General features: G+C 33.5%; 16 protein-coding genes. 2 read left to right on the plus strand and 14 right to left on the minus strand.

Features of this window, described 5'->3' with window-relative positions; all coding sequences use genetic code 11:
• Positions 1 to 27 precede the first annotated feature (27 nt).
• From J0J69_RS02565 to J0J69_RS02575, 3 genes are all read right to left on the minus strand, one after another.
• The gene (locus J0J69_RS02565; RefSeq protein ID WP_212725575.1) at positions 28 to 2,004 is read right to left on the minus strand and encodes an elongation factor G; all 1,977 of its coding nucleotides are present in this window, start codon (positions 2,002 to 2,004) and stop codon (positions 28 to 30) included.
• 304 nt (positions 2,005 to 2,308) lie between these two features.
• The gene (locus J0J69_RS02570; protein ID WP_212725576.1) at positions 2,309 to 3,859 is read right to left on the minus strand and encodes a hypothetical protein; all 1,551 of its coding nucleotides are present in this window, start codon (positions 3,857 to 3,859) and stop codon (positions 2,309 to 2,311) included.
• Positions 3,860 to 4,173: 314 nt separating this feature from the next.
• Entirely contained in the window at positions 4,174 to 5,466 is a 1,293-nt protein-coding gene (locus J0J69_RS02575; RefSeq protein WP_212724199.1) for a Na+/H+ antiporter NhaC family protein, read from the minus strand.
• A gap of 237 nt (positions 5,467 to 5,703) precedes the next feature.
• Here J0J69_RS02575 and J0J69_RS02580 point away from each other — a divergent pair, with 237 nt between their 5' ends.
• Entirely contained in the window at positions 5,704 to 6,333 is a 630-nt protein-coding gene (locus J0J69_RS02580) for an HD domain-containing protein (RefSeq protein ID WP_055276774.1), read from the plus strand.
• A 41-nt stretch (positions 6,334 to 6,374) separates the two neighbouring features.
• On the opposite strand, the gene J0J69_RS02585 is transcribed toward J0J69_RS02580, so the two are convergent.
• From J0J69_RS02585 to J0J69_RS02610, 6 genes are all read right to left on the minus strand, one after another.
• Positions 6,375 to 7,205, minus strand: coding sequence for an energy-coupling factor transporter transmembrane component T family protein (locus tag J0J69_RS02585; protein WP_055276776.1), 831 nt, complete (start codon positions 7,203 to 7,205; stop codon positions 6,375 to 6,377).
• The gene (locus J0J69_RS02590; RefSeq protein ID WP_237252382.1) at positions 7,205 to 8,917 is read right to left on the minus strand and encodes an ABC transporter ATP-binding protein; all 1,713 of its coding nucleotides are present in this window, start codon (positions 8,915 to 8,917) and stop codon (positions 7,205 to 7,207) included. Before J0J69_RS02590 ends, J0J69_RS02585 begins: the two co-directional genes overlap by 1 nt.
• Before the next feature lie 176 nt (positions 8,918 to 9,093).
• Entirely contained in the window at positions 9,094 to 9,648 is a 555-nt protein-coding gene (locus J0J69_RS02595) for an ECF-type riboflavin transporter substrate-binding protein (RefSeq protein ID WP_055304750.1), read from the minus strand.
• Between the two features lie 217 nt (positions 9,649 to 9,865).
• Positions 9,866 to 11,086 (minus strand): BaiN/RdsA family NAD(P)/FAD-dependent oxidoreductase, encoded by a 1,221-nt coding sequence (locus tag J0J69_RS02600; RefSeq protein ID WP_212724198.1) that lies wholly within the window; start codon positions 11,084 to 11,086, stop codon positions 9,866 to 9,868.
• A gap of 141 nt (positions 11,087 to 11,227) precedes the next feature.
• Positions 11,228 to 11,851, minus strand: a complete 624-nt coding sequence (locus J0J69_RS02605; RefSeq protein WP_055304746.1) for a zinc dependent phospholipase C family protein — start codon at positions 11,849 to 11,851, stop codon at positions 11,228 to 11,230.
• 15 nt (positions 11,852 to 11,866) lie between these two features.
• Complete coding sequence (locus tag J0J69_RS02610) at positions 11,867 to 12,916, minus strand: hypothetical protein (RefSeq protein WP_055304744.1); 1,050 nt, start codon at positions 12,914 to 12,916, stop codon at positions 11,867 to 11,869.
• A 1,059-nt stretch (positions 12,917 to 13,975) separates the two neighbouring features.
• On the opposite strand from J0J69_RS02610, the gene J0J69_RS02615 reads away from it, so the two are divergent.
• Positions 13,976 to 15,082: a tetratricopeptide repeat-containing glycosyltransferase gene (locus J0J69_RS02615; RefSeq protein ID WP_212724197.1), complete on the plus strand. Its 1,107-nt coding sequence runs from the start codon at positions 13,976 to 13,978 to the stop codon at positions 15,080 to 15,082.
• A 491-nt stretch (positions 15,083 to 15,573) separates the two neighbouring features.
• Here the strand turns inward: J0J69_RS02615 and J0J69_RS02620 are convergent, their stop codons facing one another.
• Genes J0J69_RS02620 through J0J69_RS02640 form a run of 5 tightly spaced genes read right to left on the minus strand, consistent with a single transcriptional unit; the run spans position 15,574 to position 19,860 of the window.
• Positions 15,574 to 16,623, minus strand: a complete 1,050-nt coding sequence (locus tag J0J69_RS02620) for an ABC transporter substrate-binding protein (RefSeq protein WP_212724196.1) — start codon at positions 16,621 to 16,623, stop codon at positions 15,574 to 15,576.
• A 7-nt stretch (positions 16,624 to 16,630) separates the two neighbouring features.
• Complete coding sequence (locus tag J0J69_RS02625) at positions 16,631 to 17,410, minus strand: ABC transporter permease (RefSeq protein ID WP_212724195.1); 780 nt, start codon at positions 17,408 to 17,410, stop codon at positions 16,631 to 16,633.
• Positions 17,404 to 18,249: an ABC transporter permease gene (locus J0J69_RS02630; protein WP_212724194.1), complete on the minus strand. Its 846-nt coding sequence runs from the start codon at positions 18,247 to 18,249 to the stop codon at positions 17,404 to 17,406. Before J0J69_RS02630 ends, J0J69_RS02625 begins: the two co-directional genes overlap by 7 nt.
• Before the next feature lie 2 nt (positions 18,250 to 18,251).
• On the minus strand, positions 18,252 to 19,295 hold the full coding sequence (gene potA / locus J0J69_RS02635; RefSeq protein WP_055243206.1) for a spermidine/putrescine ABC transporter ATP-binding protein: 1,044 nt from the start codon (positions 19,293 to 19,295) through the stop codon (positions 18,252 to 18,254).
• A gap of 22 nt (positions 19,296 to 19,317) precedes the next feature.
• Positions 19,318 to 19,860 carry a helix-turn-helix domain-containing protein gene (locus J0J69_RS02640; protein ID WP_212724193.1) on the minus strand — a complete coding sequence of 181 codons (543 nt, stop codon included), beginning with the start codon at positions 19,858 to 19,860 and terminating at the stop codon, positions 19,318 to 19,320.
• Between the last annotated feature and the right edge of the window lie 271 nt (positions 19,861 to 20,131).

Genomic DNA, 20,131 nt, shown 5'->3' on the forward strand with positions numbered 1-20,131 from the left:
GGTTAATTGTTTATCATAAGTAAATGATTATTTTTCATAGGGCGTAGCTATTTTTTTCACTTTACAGTGCATATACTCATCAACTTCATCCCAAGGAACGATAAATCCACTTCCTTTGGCACAAAAAACCGATCCCGAAGGGTTTAAGCGATCAGCAGCTTTATCATAAGCGATTTCTGAAATAACCTCTTCTGGATTATGACAAATATCATATCCTGCAACATTTAATGAGATTCTTCCGGCTCCTTTTGTATAGGATAAAAATTCACTCGGATAATCCATAAAAGTCGCTACTGGAACCGTTCCAGTAATCAAACATTTATTTTCTTGAATGATTGGATTCTCAAATTTTCCAGACATCTTTTTTAAATCGGTTAAGATTCGTCCCATTAAATCCATCTCTACTTCGAATTTAACGGTATAATATGGTTCCAACAAGAGATTCTTAGCTTGTTCTAATCCTTGACGAATGGCACGATACGTCGCCTCTCTAAAATCTCCACCTGACGTATGTTTCTGATGTGCACGCCCTGTGATGAGTTTAATATGAACATCAGTTAAAGATGATCCTGTTAAAATCCCAAGATGTGTTTTCTCAAAGATATGTGTTTCGATTAATTTTTGATGGCTTAATTCTAATTCTTCTGTTGAACACACGGATTCAAAGGTCACCCCACTTCCTCTTTGACCAGGCTCTAATTGTAGGTGAACTTCCGCATAATGCTTCAATGGCTCATAATGCCCGCTTCCAATGACTTGATTTGTAATAGTTTCTTGATAAATAACTTTTCGCGGACTAAATTCAATTGAAAGATCAAATCGTTCTTGGACGATTTCTTTTAAGACTTCTAGCTGAATACTTCCCATCACGGAAACATCAATAGACTGTGTGACTTCATTCCATAAAACCAACAGCATCGGATCTTCATCTTCTAATTTTTTAAAAATAGCTAATACATCTTTGGCATTTAATGATTGAGGATAGAGTACAGACACACGCATGACAGGTTGTAATAATCCCTCTTCCCTCTTAATTTCATGACCAATTATTTGACCTGCCATAGTATGTGTTAATCCGGTTACCCCAATCAGTTCACCTGCCTGTGCAATCGGTGTCGTTTCAAATTTCTTTCCTTGATAATAACGTATTTGATTTACTTTCTCTCCTTCTTCAGTCGCGGATGTTTTAATTGAATCTTTTACGGCTAAATTCCCACTCAACACTTTTAGATAAGTAATTCGATCCCCTTTTTCATCATAGCGAATTTTATAAACTCTTCCTTTAAAAGGAGCTGTACGATCATATGTCGTTTCTGTTAACTCATCAAACTGTTTTAAAAAAGAGGTAATTCCGATATTTTTTAAGGCTGATCCGCTAAAAACTGGACAAATATTTTGCATTCGAATTTGCTGTTTAAAAGTTGTTAACCAAAATTGTGAATCCCGTTTATTTTCTAAGAAGTAATCGAGTAAGTCTTCATTTAACTCTGCTAATTGCTCAATAATTTCAATTGGTAACTCACTTAAGTCTAATTCATTTGGAAGATAAATAGGATTAACCCCTAAATTCAATCGTAACTGTGTCAAAACACGTTCAATATCAACTCCTTCACGATCCACTTTATTAATAAAGAAAACCATTGGGATATGATACTGTTTTAAGCAGTCAACAATCGTCTCGGTATGACTTTGAACGCCTTCAAATCCATTAATGATAACAATTGCATAATCTAAAACTTTAATGGCACGTTCCATCTCACTCGAAAAATCAATATGTCCAGGGGTATCGAGTAAATAATAGATGGATTCATTATACTTAAAACTCGCTTGTTCAGTAAAAACAGTGATCCCTCTTTGTTTTTCAATTGAATGATGATCCAAAAATGTATTTTGATGATCGACTCTTCCTTTTGTGCGAATTACATTCGTTTCATATAAAATTTGTTCAGCCAGTGACGTCTTCCCAGAATCAACATGAGCAAATAATCCGATTGTTTTAAACACTCTAACACCTCAAAACTTTATTTTCGTCTCTTTTATTATAACAAACATCTATTAAAAATCATAAATAATTAGTCCCACCAAATAAACCGAACAAAAGTTTGTTTTTTTTGACGAGAAACTATTGAAAAAAGTTACTTTTTTTGTCATAATATAAGAGTCAGCAAGACACAAACCACCCTAACTCGTGAAGTTACCCCCTAATTAACTTCACACATTCCGAAATTCCAAACAATTTTTCAAAACGAGATCATCTTTCCAGGTCTCTTCTTCGAAAAAAGCTCACCATACTGTGAGCTTTTTTTATTTAAATGAACTTAGCAATTTCCTCAATAATCAAATCAACATTTGTAACCGTCACTGACTTTTTCTTAGCCTTGGGACAATGCTTATCCAATTTTTTAGTCATACTATGATTTAAAATATTAGTTAACAAAATGGCGAATTTAACGCCTTGAAAATATTGATCATTATATTTTTTATCAACCTCAAAATACTTACAATTCGGTAGAATTCGCTTTAACTTTTGAATCGTAGGTGTTGCCCCTCCGACAATCATAATTTCTGCCTTATTAATTTCACTCACATCCACGGATTGTTCCAAAGTCATTTCGTACACTTGTTCCTCTGCTTCTGATGGCTCTTTTATTATTGACTCTAATTGGGCACATCTTTCTTTTAGATTCTCCAACTCTTTTTCTAACCGTTCCTTTTCATGCATTGTTGTCATTAAGTTAGACCGTAACTGTTTTAATTGAAGTTTATACATTTTCTCTTGATTCAACTTTTCCTCACTCAGGGAGAGTTTTAACAACTTATTCGTTTCTTTTACTGATTTTAAATCGCGTTTAAGTAACTCGACTTCTTTTTCCAACTGCTTCGAAATCATTTGATCCTTTAACGTATAAGAGCGGAAAAAGAACTCTCGATTTTCTTTCATCACTTGACTCATTACAAAATACGGTAATAATTCATTTAACAACTCCTCAAATGCTTCAAGTTCTGAAATAGGTAAAACTAAATCTCCGATTTCAATACTAGCTCCCTCTTCTTCAATTAGATTGTCTCCATCGGTACATAATAAAAGAGTCATTAACTGGTAGACATCTGTTATGGTTAACCGATAGACCGTGTGTTGATCAATTAATCCTAAATCTCTCATCCACTGGATGTGAGAACTTAATTTTTCTTCCTGATAACACCTCTCTAGCTTATCATTTAAAACATCGACTACATTTTGTCCTAAATAGTCAGAATAACTCCGGTAAAAGTGCTTAACTCTCTTAAACGTTATTGAATTAGGTTTCGTTAATTGATACTTGAAATATTGATAATTCAGCTCATCGATGTCGAGTTCAAAGTCTAAAATTTTTCGTTGAATTCCGTCATAAGTGACTTTTAATTGGTTAAAAAATGTTGTCTCATCGTACTGAACCTCTAATTTTTCTAGAAAAAAATCAAAAATAGATACATCCATTAAATCACTTTGATTGATCAATTCTTCATCCTTCATTAATACCTCTAGCCCAGTATCCGAAATTAATTTACTACGACCATAATATTTTTTTAATTGTTTGTAAAGAGCCCCATACTGCTTATAGAGTTCTTCAAATAAAACATTAAAAATAATTGAATCTTCTTTAGAGGCTTCAAACAAACAATAAGCACATTTTAGTTTATATTCTTCTTTTAAACTGGGCCTCTCCAAACACACATGCTTATAATATTTATACTGATCCCGTTGTTTCCAAACGAGTGGAAATCGACGATGTAACCCTTCAATGGTTGAGAATTTACAATTTGCTAACACATATGCTAAAAAGACCTCTCGATTTTCAATCAATCGAGTTCGTCTCATATTTCAACCCCTCCTCATCCTTTTTTACATTATATGCAAACAAACCTTACAATTATGAGTGAAATCGTCAATAATCTCTACTTATCGATACATGATTAGAACAGCATCAATGGATTAATTAATGACTACAAAAGAAACTGATCGTTACGCAGATACAATCAAATTTCTTAATTTAAAACGATTAATTTCTTTAACTTAGTTTTCGCAATAAACTCTAGCGAAATTTTCAACATCCTATTCAAAAATAAAACGGCATGGCTCTTTAATAGATACCATACCGTTTAACATGCTTCTACTTCCTTAACAGTAGATGATTATTTTTTCAATTTAGGGAATCCAATAATAATTGCAAGAATTCCGAATATCCCCATTAACATCGGATAATGAACAAATTTAACAATTTCCATTGGAGAGATAGCGGCTAATCCTGCAGCTCCTAATACTTGGGCTCCATATGGAATTAGTCCCTGCCAACATGAAGAGAAAATATCTAGTAAACTAGCTGAACGACGAGGATCAATATCAAATTCATCGGCGATTTCTTTAGCTAATGGACCTGCCATTACAATTGCAATCGTATTATTAGCTGTACATAAATCAATGACACTAACTAAAGTCGCAATTCCAAACTCTGCTCCTTTTTTTGATTTAATACGAGATTTAATTAAAGATAATAAATAATCAATTCCACCATTATGTTTAATTAACTCTAATACCCCACCGACTACAATACAAATCATTGCTAATTCTTGCATACCAGCCATTCCATCTGAAGTGGCAGTAATTAAATTTAATAAACTAAATGAGTGAGTCGCTAATCCGATGATCCCAGCTAATACGATCCCGCCTCCAAGTAAAACAAAAACATTTATTCCTAGTAAGGCTCCAACTAAAATTGCAACATATGGAATAACCTTCATCCACTCTACTTGATAAACCGCAGTTAAATCAACTTGATATTGTGAGGTCATAACAAATAAAATAATTAATGCCAGGATGGCAGCCGGTAAAACAATTAAAAAATTCACTTTGAATTTATCTTTCAGTTCACACCCTTGCGTACGCACAGCAGCAATCGTTGTGTCAGAAATGATGGATAAGTTATCACCGAACATTCCACCACCAACAATCGCTCCAACAACTAATGCGACAGGAATTCCAGTTGCTTCTGCAACTCCAAGACCAACTGGGGTTAATGCGGTAATTGTTCCAACTGATGTTCCCATTGAAACTGAAATAAATCCTGCAATGATAAATAATCCAACGACTACTAAATTAGGTGGTAAAATGGATAAACTTAAATTAACTGTTGCATCAACACCACCCATGGCTTTTGCTACACCAGAAAAAGCCCCTGCTAATAAAAAAATCATGACCATCATGATAATATTTTCATTTCCTGCTCCCTTACAGAAAATAGCTACTTTATCATTAAAGTGTTCTTTTCGATTAAACATAAACGCTGCAACCGAAGCTAACAAAAAGGCAACTAATACAGGCATCGCATAAAAATCACCTGTCATTATTCCACTACCAACGAATAAAATCAAAAAAATCCCTAATGGCAATAGTGCCCACGGATTTCCCTTACTCTTTTTTGAGTTCATTTTTCTCCTCCTTCTAAGTCTCATTTTTTGAGACTAAACCTACAAAGCTACAGTATCAAGTTTACTGACTCAGTCGGTTTTTGTCAACGTTTGTACTATTTATTTTTATATTGAATTTTTATCATTCAGTTACTTTTTTTTACAAAAAAGATAAAGAAGGTCGACAAAATAAACTAAGAAAAAGTCATTAATTTACGATACAATAAGGAAAAGAGAATTAAAAGGGGTTACACTAAAATGAGTATAAAGCAAATTATATTAAGTCGACTTCATAGTATCGAGCGTGAAGGGATGAGTGACTTAATCCATTTTCTAACATCAGAGAGTGATTATTTCAAGGCACCGGCTAGTATTAAAGGCCATTGTAATTATCCTCATGGATTAGCGATCCATAGTCATAATGTGGTTGAATTACTACTTCAAAAGAATAACCAATACCACTTAGGATTATCAAAGGAAACCATCTATTTAGCAGGATACTTACATGATTTATGTAAAACAAATATCTTTTATCCGACACTTAAAATTCGCTATAATCATAAAAACGAAAAAGAGTGCTATTTCACGTATGAATGTCTCGATGATGTTCCACTTGGACATGGTGAAAAGAGTGTGATTCTTGCCCAACAATATATTAAACTAACACTAGAAGAAATTTTATTGATTCGATGGCATACCGGACCACAAACACCTTGTGAGAATCCTTATCGTTACGACCAAGCACTTGAAAAGTGTCCCGCTATTAAAGCCATCTTTACTGCTGATGAAGAAGCAGCTACTTTTCTTGAAACAATAAAACCAACACCCGTCTTTCAACCAAGTGTATTTTATGCCTGGAAAAAAACCGGCGTTTTGCCCAAAATTTAAAACCATTAAAAAAAGGCTGTATGATAACAAATACAGCCTTTTTATCTAAATGGATTATAAAAACGTGTTCCATTACTAAATGTAATCCATAAAAAGATTCCCATTAAACACGTCATTCCGATGATAACGATTAAATCTGATTTTTTTAGAGGACGAGCATTATAAAATGTTCTTTTTTTATGTATTCCAAATGCACGTAATTCCATAGCATAACTAATCGTTTCAATACGTTCTAAACTTGTTAGAATGAGGGGAAGTAAAATAGCCCCCATATTTTTCAGTCGTTTACTAAGCTTTTCTTTTGAGGATAAATCGATTCCTCTTGCTTGCTGCGCTTGAGAAATTTCAATGAAATCACGTTGAATGTCTGGAATATAGCGCATGGCAATTGAAACAGAATAAGCAATACGATAACTCACGCCTAGTTTATTTAAGGACGCTGCAAATTCACTTGGATTCGTAGTTGCTAAGAAAATTAATCCGATTGGAATAATGGTTAAATATTTTACCGTCATATTAAATTGGTAAAATAACTGTTCAGTCGTTAACACATAAGGGCCAAACAGTTTAATTAGATTATGTTGTGTACCATAAATTGAGACACCTTCAAGTGGTGAGAAGAAAAACACCGCTAAGTTATTAAATAATAAGAAAATTAAAATAAAGTAAAAAACAAAAGCAATATCTTTAAAATCAACTTTTGAAATTTTAAAAATAATAAAACTTAATAGTAACATCACGACTAAGACACGTGTATCATAGCTTAACATCGCTGTCACTGACCATAATAAAAAACAAATCAGTTTCGTACTACCTGTTAAACGATGAATCGGTGAATCAATGTCAATATAAGCTAATAAGTTAGCACTCATTACGTTCTCACCGCCTTATCACTTGAAATAAATTTACAAATAAATTCAACTGGAGGTAAATCTCCAACTTTTTTTGCTAATTCATATAATGAGGTTCTCTTTAAATGAGCTGTTTTTATTAACGCATCATTCGTTAATACGTGCCATGTTGTATCATCGGCAACAAGCTCTCCATTTGTAATGACAAGAGCACGGGTTGTATACTCAAGCATTAAATGCATATCGTGCGTAATCATCAGAATCGTAATCCCTCTTGCATTTAACGTCTTTAAAAACTCCATAATTTCAGTATAATGTTTTAAATCTTGCCCAGCCGTCGGTTCATCTAAAATTAAAATTTCTGGATTTAACACTAAAATTGAGGCAATCGTAACTCGCTTTTTTTGTCCGAAACTTAAAGCAGAAATCGGCCAATTACGATAAGGGTAAAGCCCACAGACTTTTAACGTTTCAAACACACGGCGTTTAACTTCTTCTTCATCAATCCCTCGAATTCGTAGTCCGAATGCGACTTCATCAAAGATCATTGTTTTTGAAATCATCTGGTTTGGATTTTGCATGACTAATCCAATTTTTTCAGCACGTTCTTTAATGGTTTGGTTACTTAAGTCCTGACCTTTAAACTCAATGCCTCCTGCCGTCGGTTGATAAAAACCACTAATGAGTTTTGAAATCGTTGATTTCCCAGCTCCATTTTTTCCAACAATACTTACCATTTCGCCTTGATGAATTTTAAAGGAAATATCTTTTAGTGTTTTTTGATTCATTTGATAACCAAAACTCACATTTTTAAATTCTAAAATCACCTGTTGCTTTTCTTCTGGTAAATAAGAACTCGCGTTTAAAAACCACTTTTTAACTGAATCTGTACACGTTGTTAGATTCATTGTTTCTAATGACTCTGGATTCATATCTTCCGAAATCTCACAACCTGCATATTTTAAAGCTGTAACATAAAGAGGTTCACGAATCCCTACTTCTTGAAGCAAAGAAGAAGCTAGTAATTGATTAGGGGTTAAATCTGCTACGATTTCACCTTGATTGACCACAATAATTCGATCTACCTTTTTGTATAAAACATCCTCTAAACGATGTTCAATCATCACGATGGTTTTATTTGTTTTAGCGTGGATCTCATCAATTAAAGTCATCGTATGCAGCCCGGCTGCTGGGTCTAAATTAGCTAATGGTTCATCAAATAATAAAATATCAATATCATCTACTAAGACACCCGCTAAGGTCACACGCTGTTTTTGTCCTCCTGACAGTTGGTGAGGAGAATACGTCAGGTGTGAGTCAACATTCACTAACTGTGCTACTTTTTGAACAGTTTCAATCATCTCTTGTTGTGGAACGACTAAGTTCTCCAACTTAAAAGCAATATCTTCCCCAACCGTTAATCCAATAAACTGATCATCAGGATTTTGCAAAACAGTTCCAACATGAGCTGAACGTTCAAAAATGTTATGTTTTAAAGCATTTTGACCTTTAATTTTAAATGTCCCACTTGTAGTCCCTTTATAAATATTCGGAATTAAACCATTAATACAGTGTGCAATGGTACTTTTTCCTGATCCAGAAGGACCGACAATGACAACCTTCTCGCCCTCATAAATCGTTAAATTAATATTTTTAAGAGTTGGGCTTGACTGAACTCGATATTGAAAGCTAAAATTTTCGAATTCAATAACTGGCTTTCGCATGCGCTTCATCCTTTCTCTCTCTTTAATCATGAGATGAACTAAAATCAACTTTATCTCGTTGATAAAACTCATTTTAACTCATCTCAAAAATGGCCAACTTTTATATTATAACATACTTTTTGTCGAATAATGTTTGAAAAATCTTACAACTGTTTCAAAAAAATTGAGGGATACATCCCTCAATTTTAGTCTTCCATTGTTAAACTTCCTTTTTCTGTACGTGTCTTTGCATAAGTTGTCACTAATAAAGAGCCTAATATCCCAATTGTCACCATATTGACACATCCAGCAACAATTCCTTGTGAATAAACTTTATCTACAGGTTCTGCATAAATAAAAACATCTAGTGTAGGAGCGATGATAAACCATCCAATAATGTTAGCAACAATTTGTGCAACATTAAATTTAATTAACTCCTTAACCCCAAATACTCCATCTTCAATGTTAATACTTTTAGAAATAAGTCCAATGACAAGTCCAATCATAGCTGATGCAATGATCCAACTCATCCAAGGAGAACCAAAAATTAAAACATCTTTTAAGAAATGCCCGATTAATCCAGTTGCAAATCCCGCTAAAGGACCATATAACAGTGCAATTAAAGCTAATACAGCATAAGAAGTTTCTAGACTTGTATTTGGAATTCCTGTTGGAATAGAAGCAAATCGTGATAAAACAACAAAAATGGCTGCTCCAATACCAATCGCTACAATGGTTTGAATTGATCGATTTTTATTCATTTAACTATCTCCTTAATTGTTATTTGTTCATACTGTTATCTAGTTTATACCTTCGACATTTTTGTCAAACTTTGTCCATTATTTAGTATATAAGGAGAGCTGTTCAGTGTCAATAAACAAACTTATACATTGATTGATAGTAAAACGAAATTTACTATCAGATGAATATCATTTAGTGCTAAAGAAAAAAGACACTGTTTAATACAGTGTCTAATGGTTATTTATTGATAGCTTGTGAGGCAATATAGGCCGTTGACATAGCTGCTTGTATATTATATCCACCTGTGTCTCCATCTATATCTAAAACTTCTCCAATGAAATAAAGGTTGCTTACTTTTTTTGATTCCATCGTCTTAGGAGAAATCTCTTTTATTGAAACTCCACCTGTTGTTACCATCGCAACGTGATATCCGCCTAATTCTTTCACTTCCATTTCATATTCCGTTAAAGTTGTGAGAAGTTTTTGACGCGTTGCTTTTGTTAACTCTGCACATTTTAAATCGTCATTAATCTCGCATAACTCTAGCACTTTATCTGCGAATCGTTTCGTTAAATTTAATTCTCGAACAATGGATTTAACGAGTGTTTTACCCCCATGATTCAATTTTTTAGTTAAGTTACTTCTAAACTCCTCTATCGATTCTGCGGCCACGAAATTACATTTTATCACATCGCCAGATTGCATAAAGCGAGAATTATTAATGATTCCCGGTCCTGAAACACCGGTATGAGTTAATAGAAAATCTCCTTGATACGATCCAATCTTTTTGCCATTACGCCATAATGTATAAGGTAGTTCTTCAAAAGAAGTTCCTGACATATCACTTAACTCATAATTTTTAATTTTTAATGGGGTTAACGCTGGCTTTGTTGGAACAATTTTATGCCCAAACGTTTTCGCCCACACGAATCCATCACCCGTTGATCCAGTATGCGGGTAGCTTAAACCACCGGTTGCAACAACAACAACCGGGCTTTCAAAACTCCCTTTTACTGTCTCTAAATGGAATAGTTCCTCTTCTTTTACTAATGATTCAACCGCTGATTCATAATGAATCTCAATCGAACGTCGTCGACATTCCTCAAGTAAAACATTTAATACATCTTGAGATTTTAACGACTTTGGGAAAATTTTCCCCTTCTCAGTTGTCATAAACTCTAATCCACGTTTTCTAAAGAAGTTTAATAAGTCTTCATTTTGAAAAGACAATAGAGCATGTTTTAAAAATTTGGCATTTGCTCCATAGCACGTTAAAAAATGATGAATATCACCTGCCTGTGTAATATTACATTTTCCTGCACCCGCCATTAATAACTTACGACCACACGATTTATTTTTTTCTAAAATAGCAATGCGCTGTTTTTTATTTGCACACATGATAGCAGCAAATAACCCAGCTGGTCCACCACCAATAATAATCACATCATATTTTTTCAAATGTCAATCCTCCGACTTTTATGACCTCATCTAATTAGACAGTCATATCCTCTTGCTGTCTTTTGCCTTTTTAGTTTATCACTCTTCCCTCGTGTCTGCAAGAACAACTCATCGAAAAAAACCTAGTGATGAGCACTAGGTTTAAAAGAAAATCCTTTTAAGTTCTTGGCAAGCTCGATTCATAAATTCTTTAATCTCGAGTTCAGATAGGACCTGTAATGGTTGGACGCCTTTTTCTTCCGTTCCCTTGATTAAATCAGCGCACAACACTTTTTCTTTCCACGCTGTAATTTCATGTTCAGTTAACAAGGGATGAGCAGCTATAGCCATCGGATCACTTAGTAAATCCCTAATTTCGTGAATCCAAGTTGCCCTAAGAAGAACCTGCTCATCTATTATTCCCATATCGCTATAATAAAGCGAATATAGTTGTGTCCGAGGTATTCGTTCTTTTTCTCGATGAAAATATGGAGCATAAATTTGGTCTCGCCATAAATAATCCGTATAGATATGAATGAGATATCCTAATAAAAAACATTGAGAGTGAGTTGAAATGACCTGACGTGCCGTTAAAATGGCTTCCTCATAGCTTCGATCGGCTTCATGATAAAAGTGGGTAGTCGCTTTATCTTCCCATGTTTGTCCTGCTCTCATGTGAATGGCATCCGGACTAATCACACCTAAAACAAGTTCCGAATTTAATGGTTGCTGTAACTCCTCGTATAATCGATATAAAATTTCTAAGTGCACAATCGGTGATGGCATTGTTCAAACACCTTCTTATCCTTGTTGTTTTAAAATAGCGATTGAACGCTGCTCAAATGAGTCTAATTCAACGGCTTGAACAACATTTAATAAATAATCCTCAATCTGTTGTCCTTGAGGTTTTGGGAAACTGTTCATGTAATCATAAAATAAGACAGCTGGTTTACACGTCTCAAACTCATAACGCCCCAAATACTCATAGGGTTGTGACAACACCTTTAAATGAGAACAAATTGAAGTGATAAATGCTAATTTAACATTAAAATCAATATATGCAAGTAATGACTTATACGTTGATTTCACCTCTTTATACGTCATCATAAGCTCTTTATTTTTCTTTAATGAACGATATAATGGTTTTAATGCCTGTTCAATTGAAAGTGTCTTGAATAATTGCTCAACTAATGAATGAATAAACATTTTTGAATCTAACTGAAGTGAACCAATCAGATGCTCATTGACACGTGAAACTGAATGATTGAGATTAAAGCTTAATAAATAAACCTTTTGATCAGTTAAATATGTTTCAGTTAGCCGTTCATTAATCATTTCAATTAATACATTCGTCCCTATTTCTTTTTCATATTGCTTAATTCTTTGCTTAATTCGTGGTAAACGTTCTTCTATCCAGAACACTTTAAACTTTACTTTTTCTAATTCTGCTACAATTTTAACTAAGGAACTTAGCAATAACTGTGCATCACGCTTGACAAATTTTTTGTATCCTTTAGTTGCTGTTTGATAATCATCTGACTTTTTATACATAGAAATTAAAAACTTTGGACTGCCTAGTAGTTCTGCTACTTGAAGGTTTTCAAAATCTTGATCAGCTAAAACTAATGGAAAAACAAGTGAAGTTAGGGTCTCTTCCTTAGGAATTAACTTCTGAATGCGTTTAATCTCATTCCTAGCGTCTTGTGTCAAACATTCCTCAAAATAATAAATGATTCGCTCATCATCACTTGTCGTTTGAATAGGTGCATCAGAGCATAAAAGCTCTAAAAAGCAGAGTATATCTAATAAATACGATGGTAGAAATTCTAATGTCTTTTTCTGTTCATTCATGAAGCAATCCCCCTGAAACCAATATCATTTTAATCCTATTGTATCATAGGAAATAATAAGAGGATATTCCTTTTTTTATTTATGTCTCGATAGAACATAAATAACAGAACCAAGCCTTAACAAGGCTTGGTTAGACAAAGCAACTAATTGATATTGTCCTTGCAAATATACAGTTACGCCAACTAATCCACCAAGTATTTTAATGGCTAGGATCTTAAGTGCTAACTGACTGTATTGGAGTAAATTGTTATCTGTTTTATTAGTTTATTGGTGCCACTTGAGATTCCAACATTTTCACTCACTGATACCGTTCCCTAGTAGACACTGTTTATGTCCCACTTATTTCAACTGATGCAGCACTGTAATTACTCATAAATCGCACCACCATAGTAAAAGCCTTTATGTTTTTAAACAAATCATGATTTAAATTAATCATACAACTTTCAGCCTTATTCGCTCCACAGAAAAATCATGTACCTGGCAATGTATCGGGGATTTTAACCGTTTTCTGGTCTGATCCTATAGCGACAATATTAACGATACGATTTAGACTATGGGCAAGACAGGCTCCTCATTTTTATAGCTATACAGGAACTTAATATTTTTCTAAATTCTATATCGTTCCCATTCCCTACTTCAGTCGAATGGATACTTCTCTGCTCATCCTATGAATTCCTAAAAAAGATGACACCTATTTATAGGTTGAAAAGTGCACCACTATATTTTTTCAACTCTTCTCTACAGGCATAATGAATGATTTACCTACTCAAACAAAATTGTACCTTTTTTAATATATTGCATATATTATACTAAAAATAAGAGAATATTTAACTCTATATACTAGCATACATTAACACAAGTTTTACACTCATCCTATCTTAAAATAGATTAACACTACTATCATTCAACTAAATGCATGATTTTTTTCAGGTTATCGTAGACGTTAAATCATCTTTTATTTTATTCAGTCATAATTTTTCTTTTTAATTCCATCATATGCCTATTTTTAATTTCTAAATTAAGGGTATTACTAACTATTCATATAAAGGAGTTAATTAAATGAATAAATATAAAGTATGTGTCTATGCAATAGCTAAAAATGAAGAACAATTTGTAGATCGTTGGATGGATCATGTAAGTGAAGCTGATTTAGTTGTTGTGCTTGATACGGGGTCAACGGACCATACAATAGAAAAGTTTAAATCTAGGGGTGCTCTTGTCTATCAATCGAAAGCAGATAAATTTAGATTCGATTCTGCACGAAATGAGTGTCTCGAATATATTCCTACAGATGTTGATATTTGTGTTTCGGCAGATGTTGATGATGTCATTGAATATGGTTGGAGAAAAAACTTAGAGAAGGCGTGGAAAAAGGATACGACTAGAGGCTTTTATCTATATAATTGGTCGTTCAATGAAGAGGGACAACCACTTGTTCAATACACACATAATAGAATACATGCGAGACACGGTTATCATTGGATTTATCCAACACATGAAATTGTAGAATATATTGGAGAAGGAGAAGAAAAACCAGTATTCCTTACAGGTGTAGTTTATAATCATTATCCTGATGGAGCAAAAGATCGCAGTTTAAATTTACCATTATTAGAGCTTGCTGTAGAAGAAAATCCAAATAGTAATCGAAATCTACATTATCTAGGCCGAGAATATCTATTTTACCAAGAATGGGATAAAGCAATTGATATGTTAAAGCGATATTTAGACGATCCAAACTCTACTTGGGATGAAGAACGATCAGCTTCTATGAGATTTATTGCTCGGGCATACAGAGAAAAAAAGGATTATTCTAAATCAAAAAAATGGCTTTATTTGGCGATGGCTGAAACGCCAAATGCGAGAGAACCTTATGTTGAAAGAGCACAGTTATCTTATTTAGAACAAGATTGGCCTGCTGTTTATTACTTTATCCATGAAGCATTAAAAATTAAAGAAAAAAGTTATGGTTATGTTAATGAAGGATTTGCTTGGGACGCAACGCCTTATGATTTAGGTGCACTCGCTTGCTATTACCTGGGCCTCTATCAGCAAGCAATTAATTATTCAAATGAAGCACTAATACTTTCACCACATGATCCAAGACTTTTATCTAATCATCAATATTACTTGGAGCATCAAGAAAAATATCTAAAAAACTCTCTCTGATGCTGACATAAAAAGTCAAAATAATAAGCTAATAAATGCAGCGTTTATAATCCCTAAAAGAGGTAACTCTAATTAATTTGTTTCAGAAATCAGCTTCTATTCCCAATAGGGCTTATTCCTTTTAATTTCAGATTCTATAATATTGGGTGTTGCTGAATAAGCAATGCCTTTTTTCATGACGTAAAAAGAGAGAGCAAATTACAATGTTAACGATGAAGAAAACAATGGAAAGGATAAAATGCGATGTCTCCTCCACCGGTAAGAATGAAACTTATGTCTTTTATGTTTTGTGATGCTGACATAAAATAGATTATTAACATCATAGAAGATTGTCGTTTAAGTTCACTCAACTAAAAAGAAAAATCCTAATAGCATAGCTACTAAGATTTCACCTTAGTCATTCATAGTAATAGGTCACTATTTAATCAGCAACACTATTTGACAAAGAACCCAAAAAATCCCTAAAACACATTGTTTTAGGGATTTTAAATTTATCGATTAGAAGTTGCTAGAACCTCTGTCCAGATACGATCATATTCTGTAATAAATGAACCTGGATCACGGAATGTTTCCATAGGTAAAGAGCTTAATAACTCTTTTGATGGGCTGTACGCTTCATTTTGTGTCCATTCCTCATCAGTTACATTTGCTAATGCTTCTGTATTTGGTGTTGAATACATGACATATTCTGTATTCATTTGAGCGATGTCCGGACGTTGCATGAAGTTAATAAACTCATGAGCTAACTCAACATTTTGTGCTGTTGATGGAATAACCATTGCATCAACCCACATATTAGATCCTTCTTTTGGAATAACAAACTCCATATCTTCATTTTCACTCATGATATATGTTGCATCTCCAGAATAAACAACAGCTAAGGCAGCATTTCCTGCAATCATTCCATCAATAACTGTATCTGTCACATAGGCATAAACTAATGGACTTTGTTCAATTAATAATTGTTTAGCCTCTTCTAATTCATCAACATTTTGAGTGTTCATTGAATAACCTAATAATTTTAAGGCTACCATTAATGAATCGCGTTGGCTATCATACATGAAGATATTGCCCTTATATTTTTCATCCCATAAGATAGACCAAGAATCGACTGGTTCTGTTACGACAGTTTTATCATATAAAATTCCAACTGTTCCCCAGAAGTAAGGAACTGTATAAAGATTTTCTGGATCATAAGGTAAGTTTTTATATTCATCTGAAATATATTCAAAATTAGGAATTTTACTATAATCTAATGGTAATAACAACCCTTCATTTTCCATTTTTTCAACCATATAATCTGATGGGAAAACGACATCATAGCTCGTTCCACCAGCTTTAACTTTTTGATACATCGTTTCATTTGAATCATATACTTCATAATTCACTTTACAATCAAATTCTTTTTCAAAAATTTTAATAACTTCAGGATCAATATATTCCCCTACGTTATAGACATTTAATTTCTCTTTATCGCCACCTGAACAAGCCGTTAAGACTAAAACAAATGCACAAGTTAAAAGTGTGAATACCTTTTTCATTTTGAGCTTAAGCCCCCTTTTTATTCTTTATTGATAGTTTATTAGAAACTAAAACTGACACTAGTACTAAACTCACCATGATAGTAGCAAGTGCATTTACAGTAGGTTTAATTCCACGCTTTGCCATTGAATAAACTTCAATTGATAAATTCGTCACTCCATTACCAGCTGTAAAGTAACTGATAACAAAATCATCAATTGACATCGTAAATGCCATTAATGCGCCTGCCATGATTCCTGGCATAATTTCAGGAATGACTACCTTACGGATAGCTTGCATCGGTGTTGCACCTAAATCCATTGCAGCTTCAGCCATATTTGGATTCATCGCATATAAACGTGGTAAAACTGATAAGACCACATAAGGAATGCAAAACATAATATGAGCAAGTAACATTGTCGTAAATCCAAAGTTTAGTTTAACGGTTTTAAATAACATCATTAATGCAACTGCTAAAACAATATCTGGACTAATAACTGGTAAGTAGTTAATATTTAAAACAAATGCTTTTGTTTTCTTAGTTAATTTATAAATACCAATCGACGTAAATGTTCCAACAATTGTTGCAATAATTGTCGCTACAATAGCAACAATTACAGTATAGAAGATTGCCGTTTGCATTTTACTATCGTTAAATAATTCTTCATACCAGCGCAGTGAAAAACCAGACCAACGTCCACTTGACTTAGAGTCATTGAACGAAAAGACAATTAATACAGCAATCGGTGCATATAAGAATAAAAACATAATTGATAAATATAATCTAGACATCCATTTTTTTACCATGGTAATGCACCTCCTGCTTGATCACCTGAATCAAATTTTTTCATTAACCAGATAGATAGGAGAATAAATAGCATTAGAACCATTGATAATGCAGAACCAAAATACCAATTTCCAGTTAATAAGAATTGTTTTTCAATCAGATTACCAATCATCATGTATTGACCTCCACCTAATAATTGTGGAATAACAAAAGTACTTACTGCCGGTAAAAATACCATGATGATTCCTGTAATAATCCCTGGTAATGTCAGCGGAAATACTACACGTGTAAAGACTTGTTTACTATTTGCTCCTAAATCACGAGCAGCATCAATTAAATTTTTATCTACTTTTGTAATTGATGTATAAATAGGTAACACCATAAACGGTAGGAAATTATAGACCATCCCTAAGATAACAGCAAAGTCTGTATACATGAAATCAAATGGCCCAAGATTAAAAATGCCTAATATATTATTTAAAATTCCATTCTTACCTAAAATTGTAATCCATGCGTATGTACGAAGCAACATGTTAATCCACATTGGCATGATAAAAAGCAATAAAATAGATGATTGGCGTTCTACCTTAAATTGAGAAATAATCCATGCAAGTGGATACCCCAATACTAAACAAATTAAAGTAGATAATGCCGCGATCCATAACGAACGCACGAGCGTTGACGTATAAATAGGATCAAAAAAGCTGATATAATTTGATAATGTAAATCGAAAGGCCATCGGATTTCCATCACTTGGATCAATGATACTATATAAGAAAATCAGTAACATTGGGATGATGATCATAATAGAAATCCAAACAATATAAGGATAACTTAATCGTTTTGTTGATTCATGCATAACTAAACACCAACTTCCATAACATGAATATCTGCCGGGGCAACTGTCATCCCTACTTCTACTCCGACTTCAGCACTTTGTGTACTGTGAACAATATATTCACGGCCTTCTACCATGACAATAATTTCATAGTGAACACCTTTAAAAATAACACTATCAACGATTCCAGTAAAGGCTCCGTTTTCTTTCGAAACAATTTGTAAATCTTCTGGACGAATGACAACTTCCACCGTCTCATTCGGGTTATATCCGCGATCCACACACTCAAAGATATGTCCTTCAAACTCAACTTTATAATCTTCAATCATTGTTGCATTTATAATATTACTTTCACCAATGAAGTTAGCAACAAATCGGTTACGTGGTTCATTGTAAATATCAACTGGTGTTCCAATTTGCTGAATTAATCCATCATTTAAAACAACAATCGTATCTGACATGGTTAAAGCTTCTTCTTGATCATGAGTAACGAAGATGAATGTAATTCCCATTTCACGTTGAATCTCTTTTAATTCATATTGCATATCTTGACGTAATTTTAAATCTAATGCACCTAGAGGCTCATCTAATAATAAAACTTTAGGGCGATTAACTAATGCACGAGCAATGGCAATACGTTGTTGTTGTCCACCTGATAATGAATCAATACTTCGTTTGGCATAATCAGTAAGTTTAATCATTTTTAACATGCGGTTTACACGTTCTGTCACCTCTGCTTCAGGGACGTTTTTCATACGTAAACCAAACGCGATATTATCAAACACATTTAAATGCGGAAAAAGGGCATATTTTTGGAAGACCGTATTAATCTCGCGCTTATACGATGGGATTTGAATTAAATCTTTTCCGTTGAATTCAACTTCACCCGATGTTGGTGTATCGAATCCACCAATAATACGTAATAATGTTGTTTTCCCACACCCAGATGGCCCAAGTAATGTCACAAACTCATTCTCATGAATGGTTAAGTCAATCCCTTTTAAAACGATATCCCCATCGTATTCTTTAGTTAAGTTTTTGATTTCAATTAATGGTACTTTAGTCATACTTGACCCTCCTTAAATAATGCTAGAATGTTGGGGGTGTTGCAACCCAAAGAACAGATGCGGGCACTTTTGAATTGTTTTTTAATTTATGATCCACATCCGCTTTATAATAAAAGCTCTCACCTTTTTTAACTTTATATCTTTTGGCACCTAAAACAAGTTCTACCTCACCTTTTAAAACATAACCGAACTCTTCTCCGTGATGTGGCTCATCATCGTAAGACATCCCTCCAGGTTCGAGATCAATAATGATAGGCTCCATTTCATTTTTTTGGGCATTAGGAATAATCCAACGAATGGTCATATTATAATCTGGTTCTTCTTTTATGAAAACATCCTCCTGTTTAAAAACAATCTTTTCATCTGATTTTTCATCTGAGAAAAATTCACCCAATGTTGTTCCTAAGGCTTCTAAAATGTCAACAAGTGTTGCAATGGATGGAGAAGCTAAATCACGTTCTACTTGAGAAATATATCCTTTAGTTAATTCAGTACGATCAGCTAACTCTTCTTGAGTTAATTGAAGTTCCATTCTTAGGCGCCTTATTTTTTCTCCTATAATCATAATCACACCTCAAATTTCTATTAAATAAATAAACAATTTGTTTACTTATAATAAACCTCTTCTATTATAATATGATTCGTGATTTTGTCAATATTATATCAGTCAAAAATATACCTTTTTTTTAATCAATTTTTACATTTTTTAAGGTGAGCTTCATTCCTTATTGTTTGAGATGCTCGACAATTTATACAAATCCTCACTTAAAATGAAAAATCATTTTTAGTGACTCCTCTTTTCCTCTTCTATAAAGCTATGTGCCTTTCTAATTTAA

The sequence above is a fragment of the Turicibacter bilis genome (assembly GCF_024499055.1).
GTDB lineage: Bacteria > Bacillota_I > Bacilli_A > MOL361 > Turicibacteraceae > Turicibacter > Turicibacter bilis.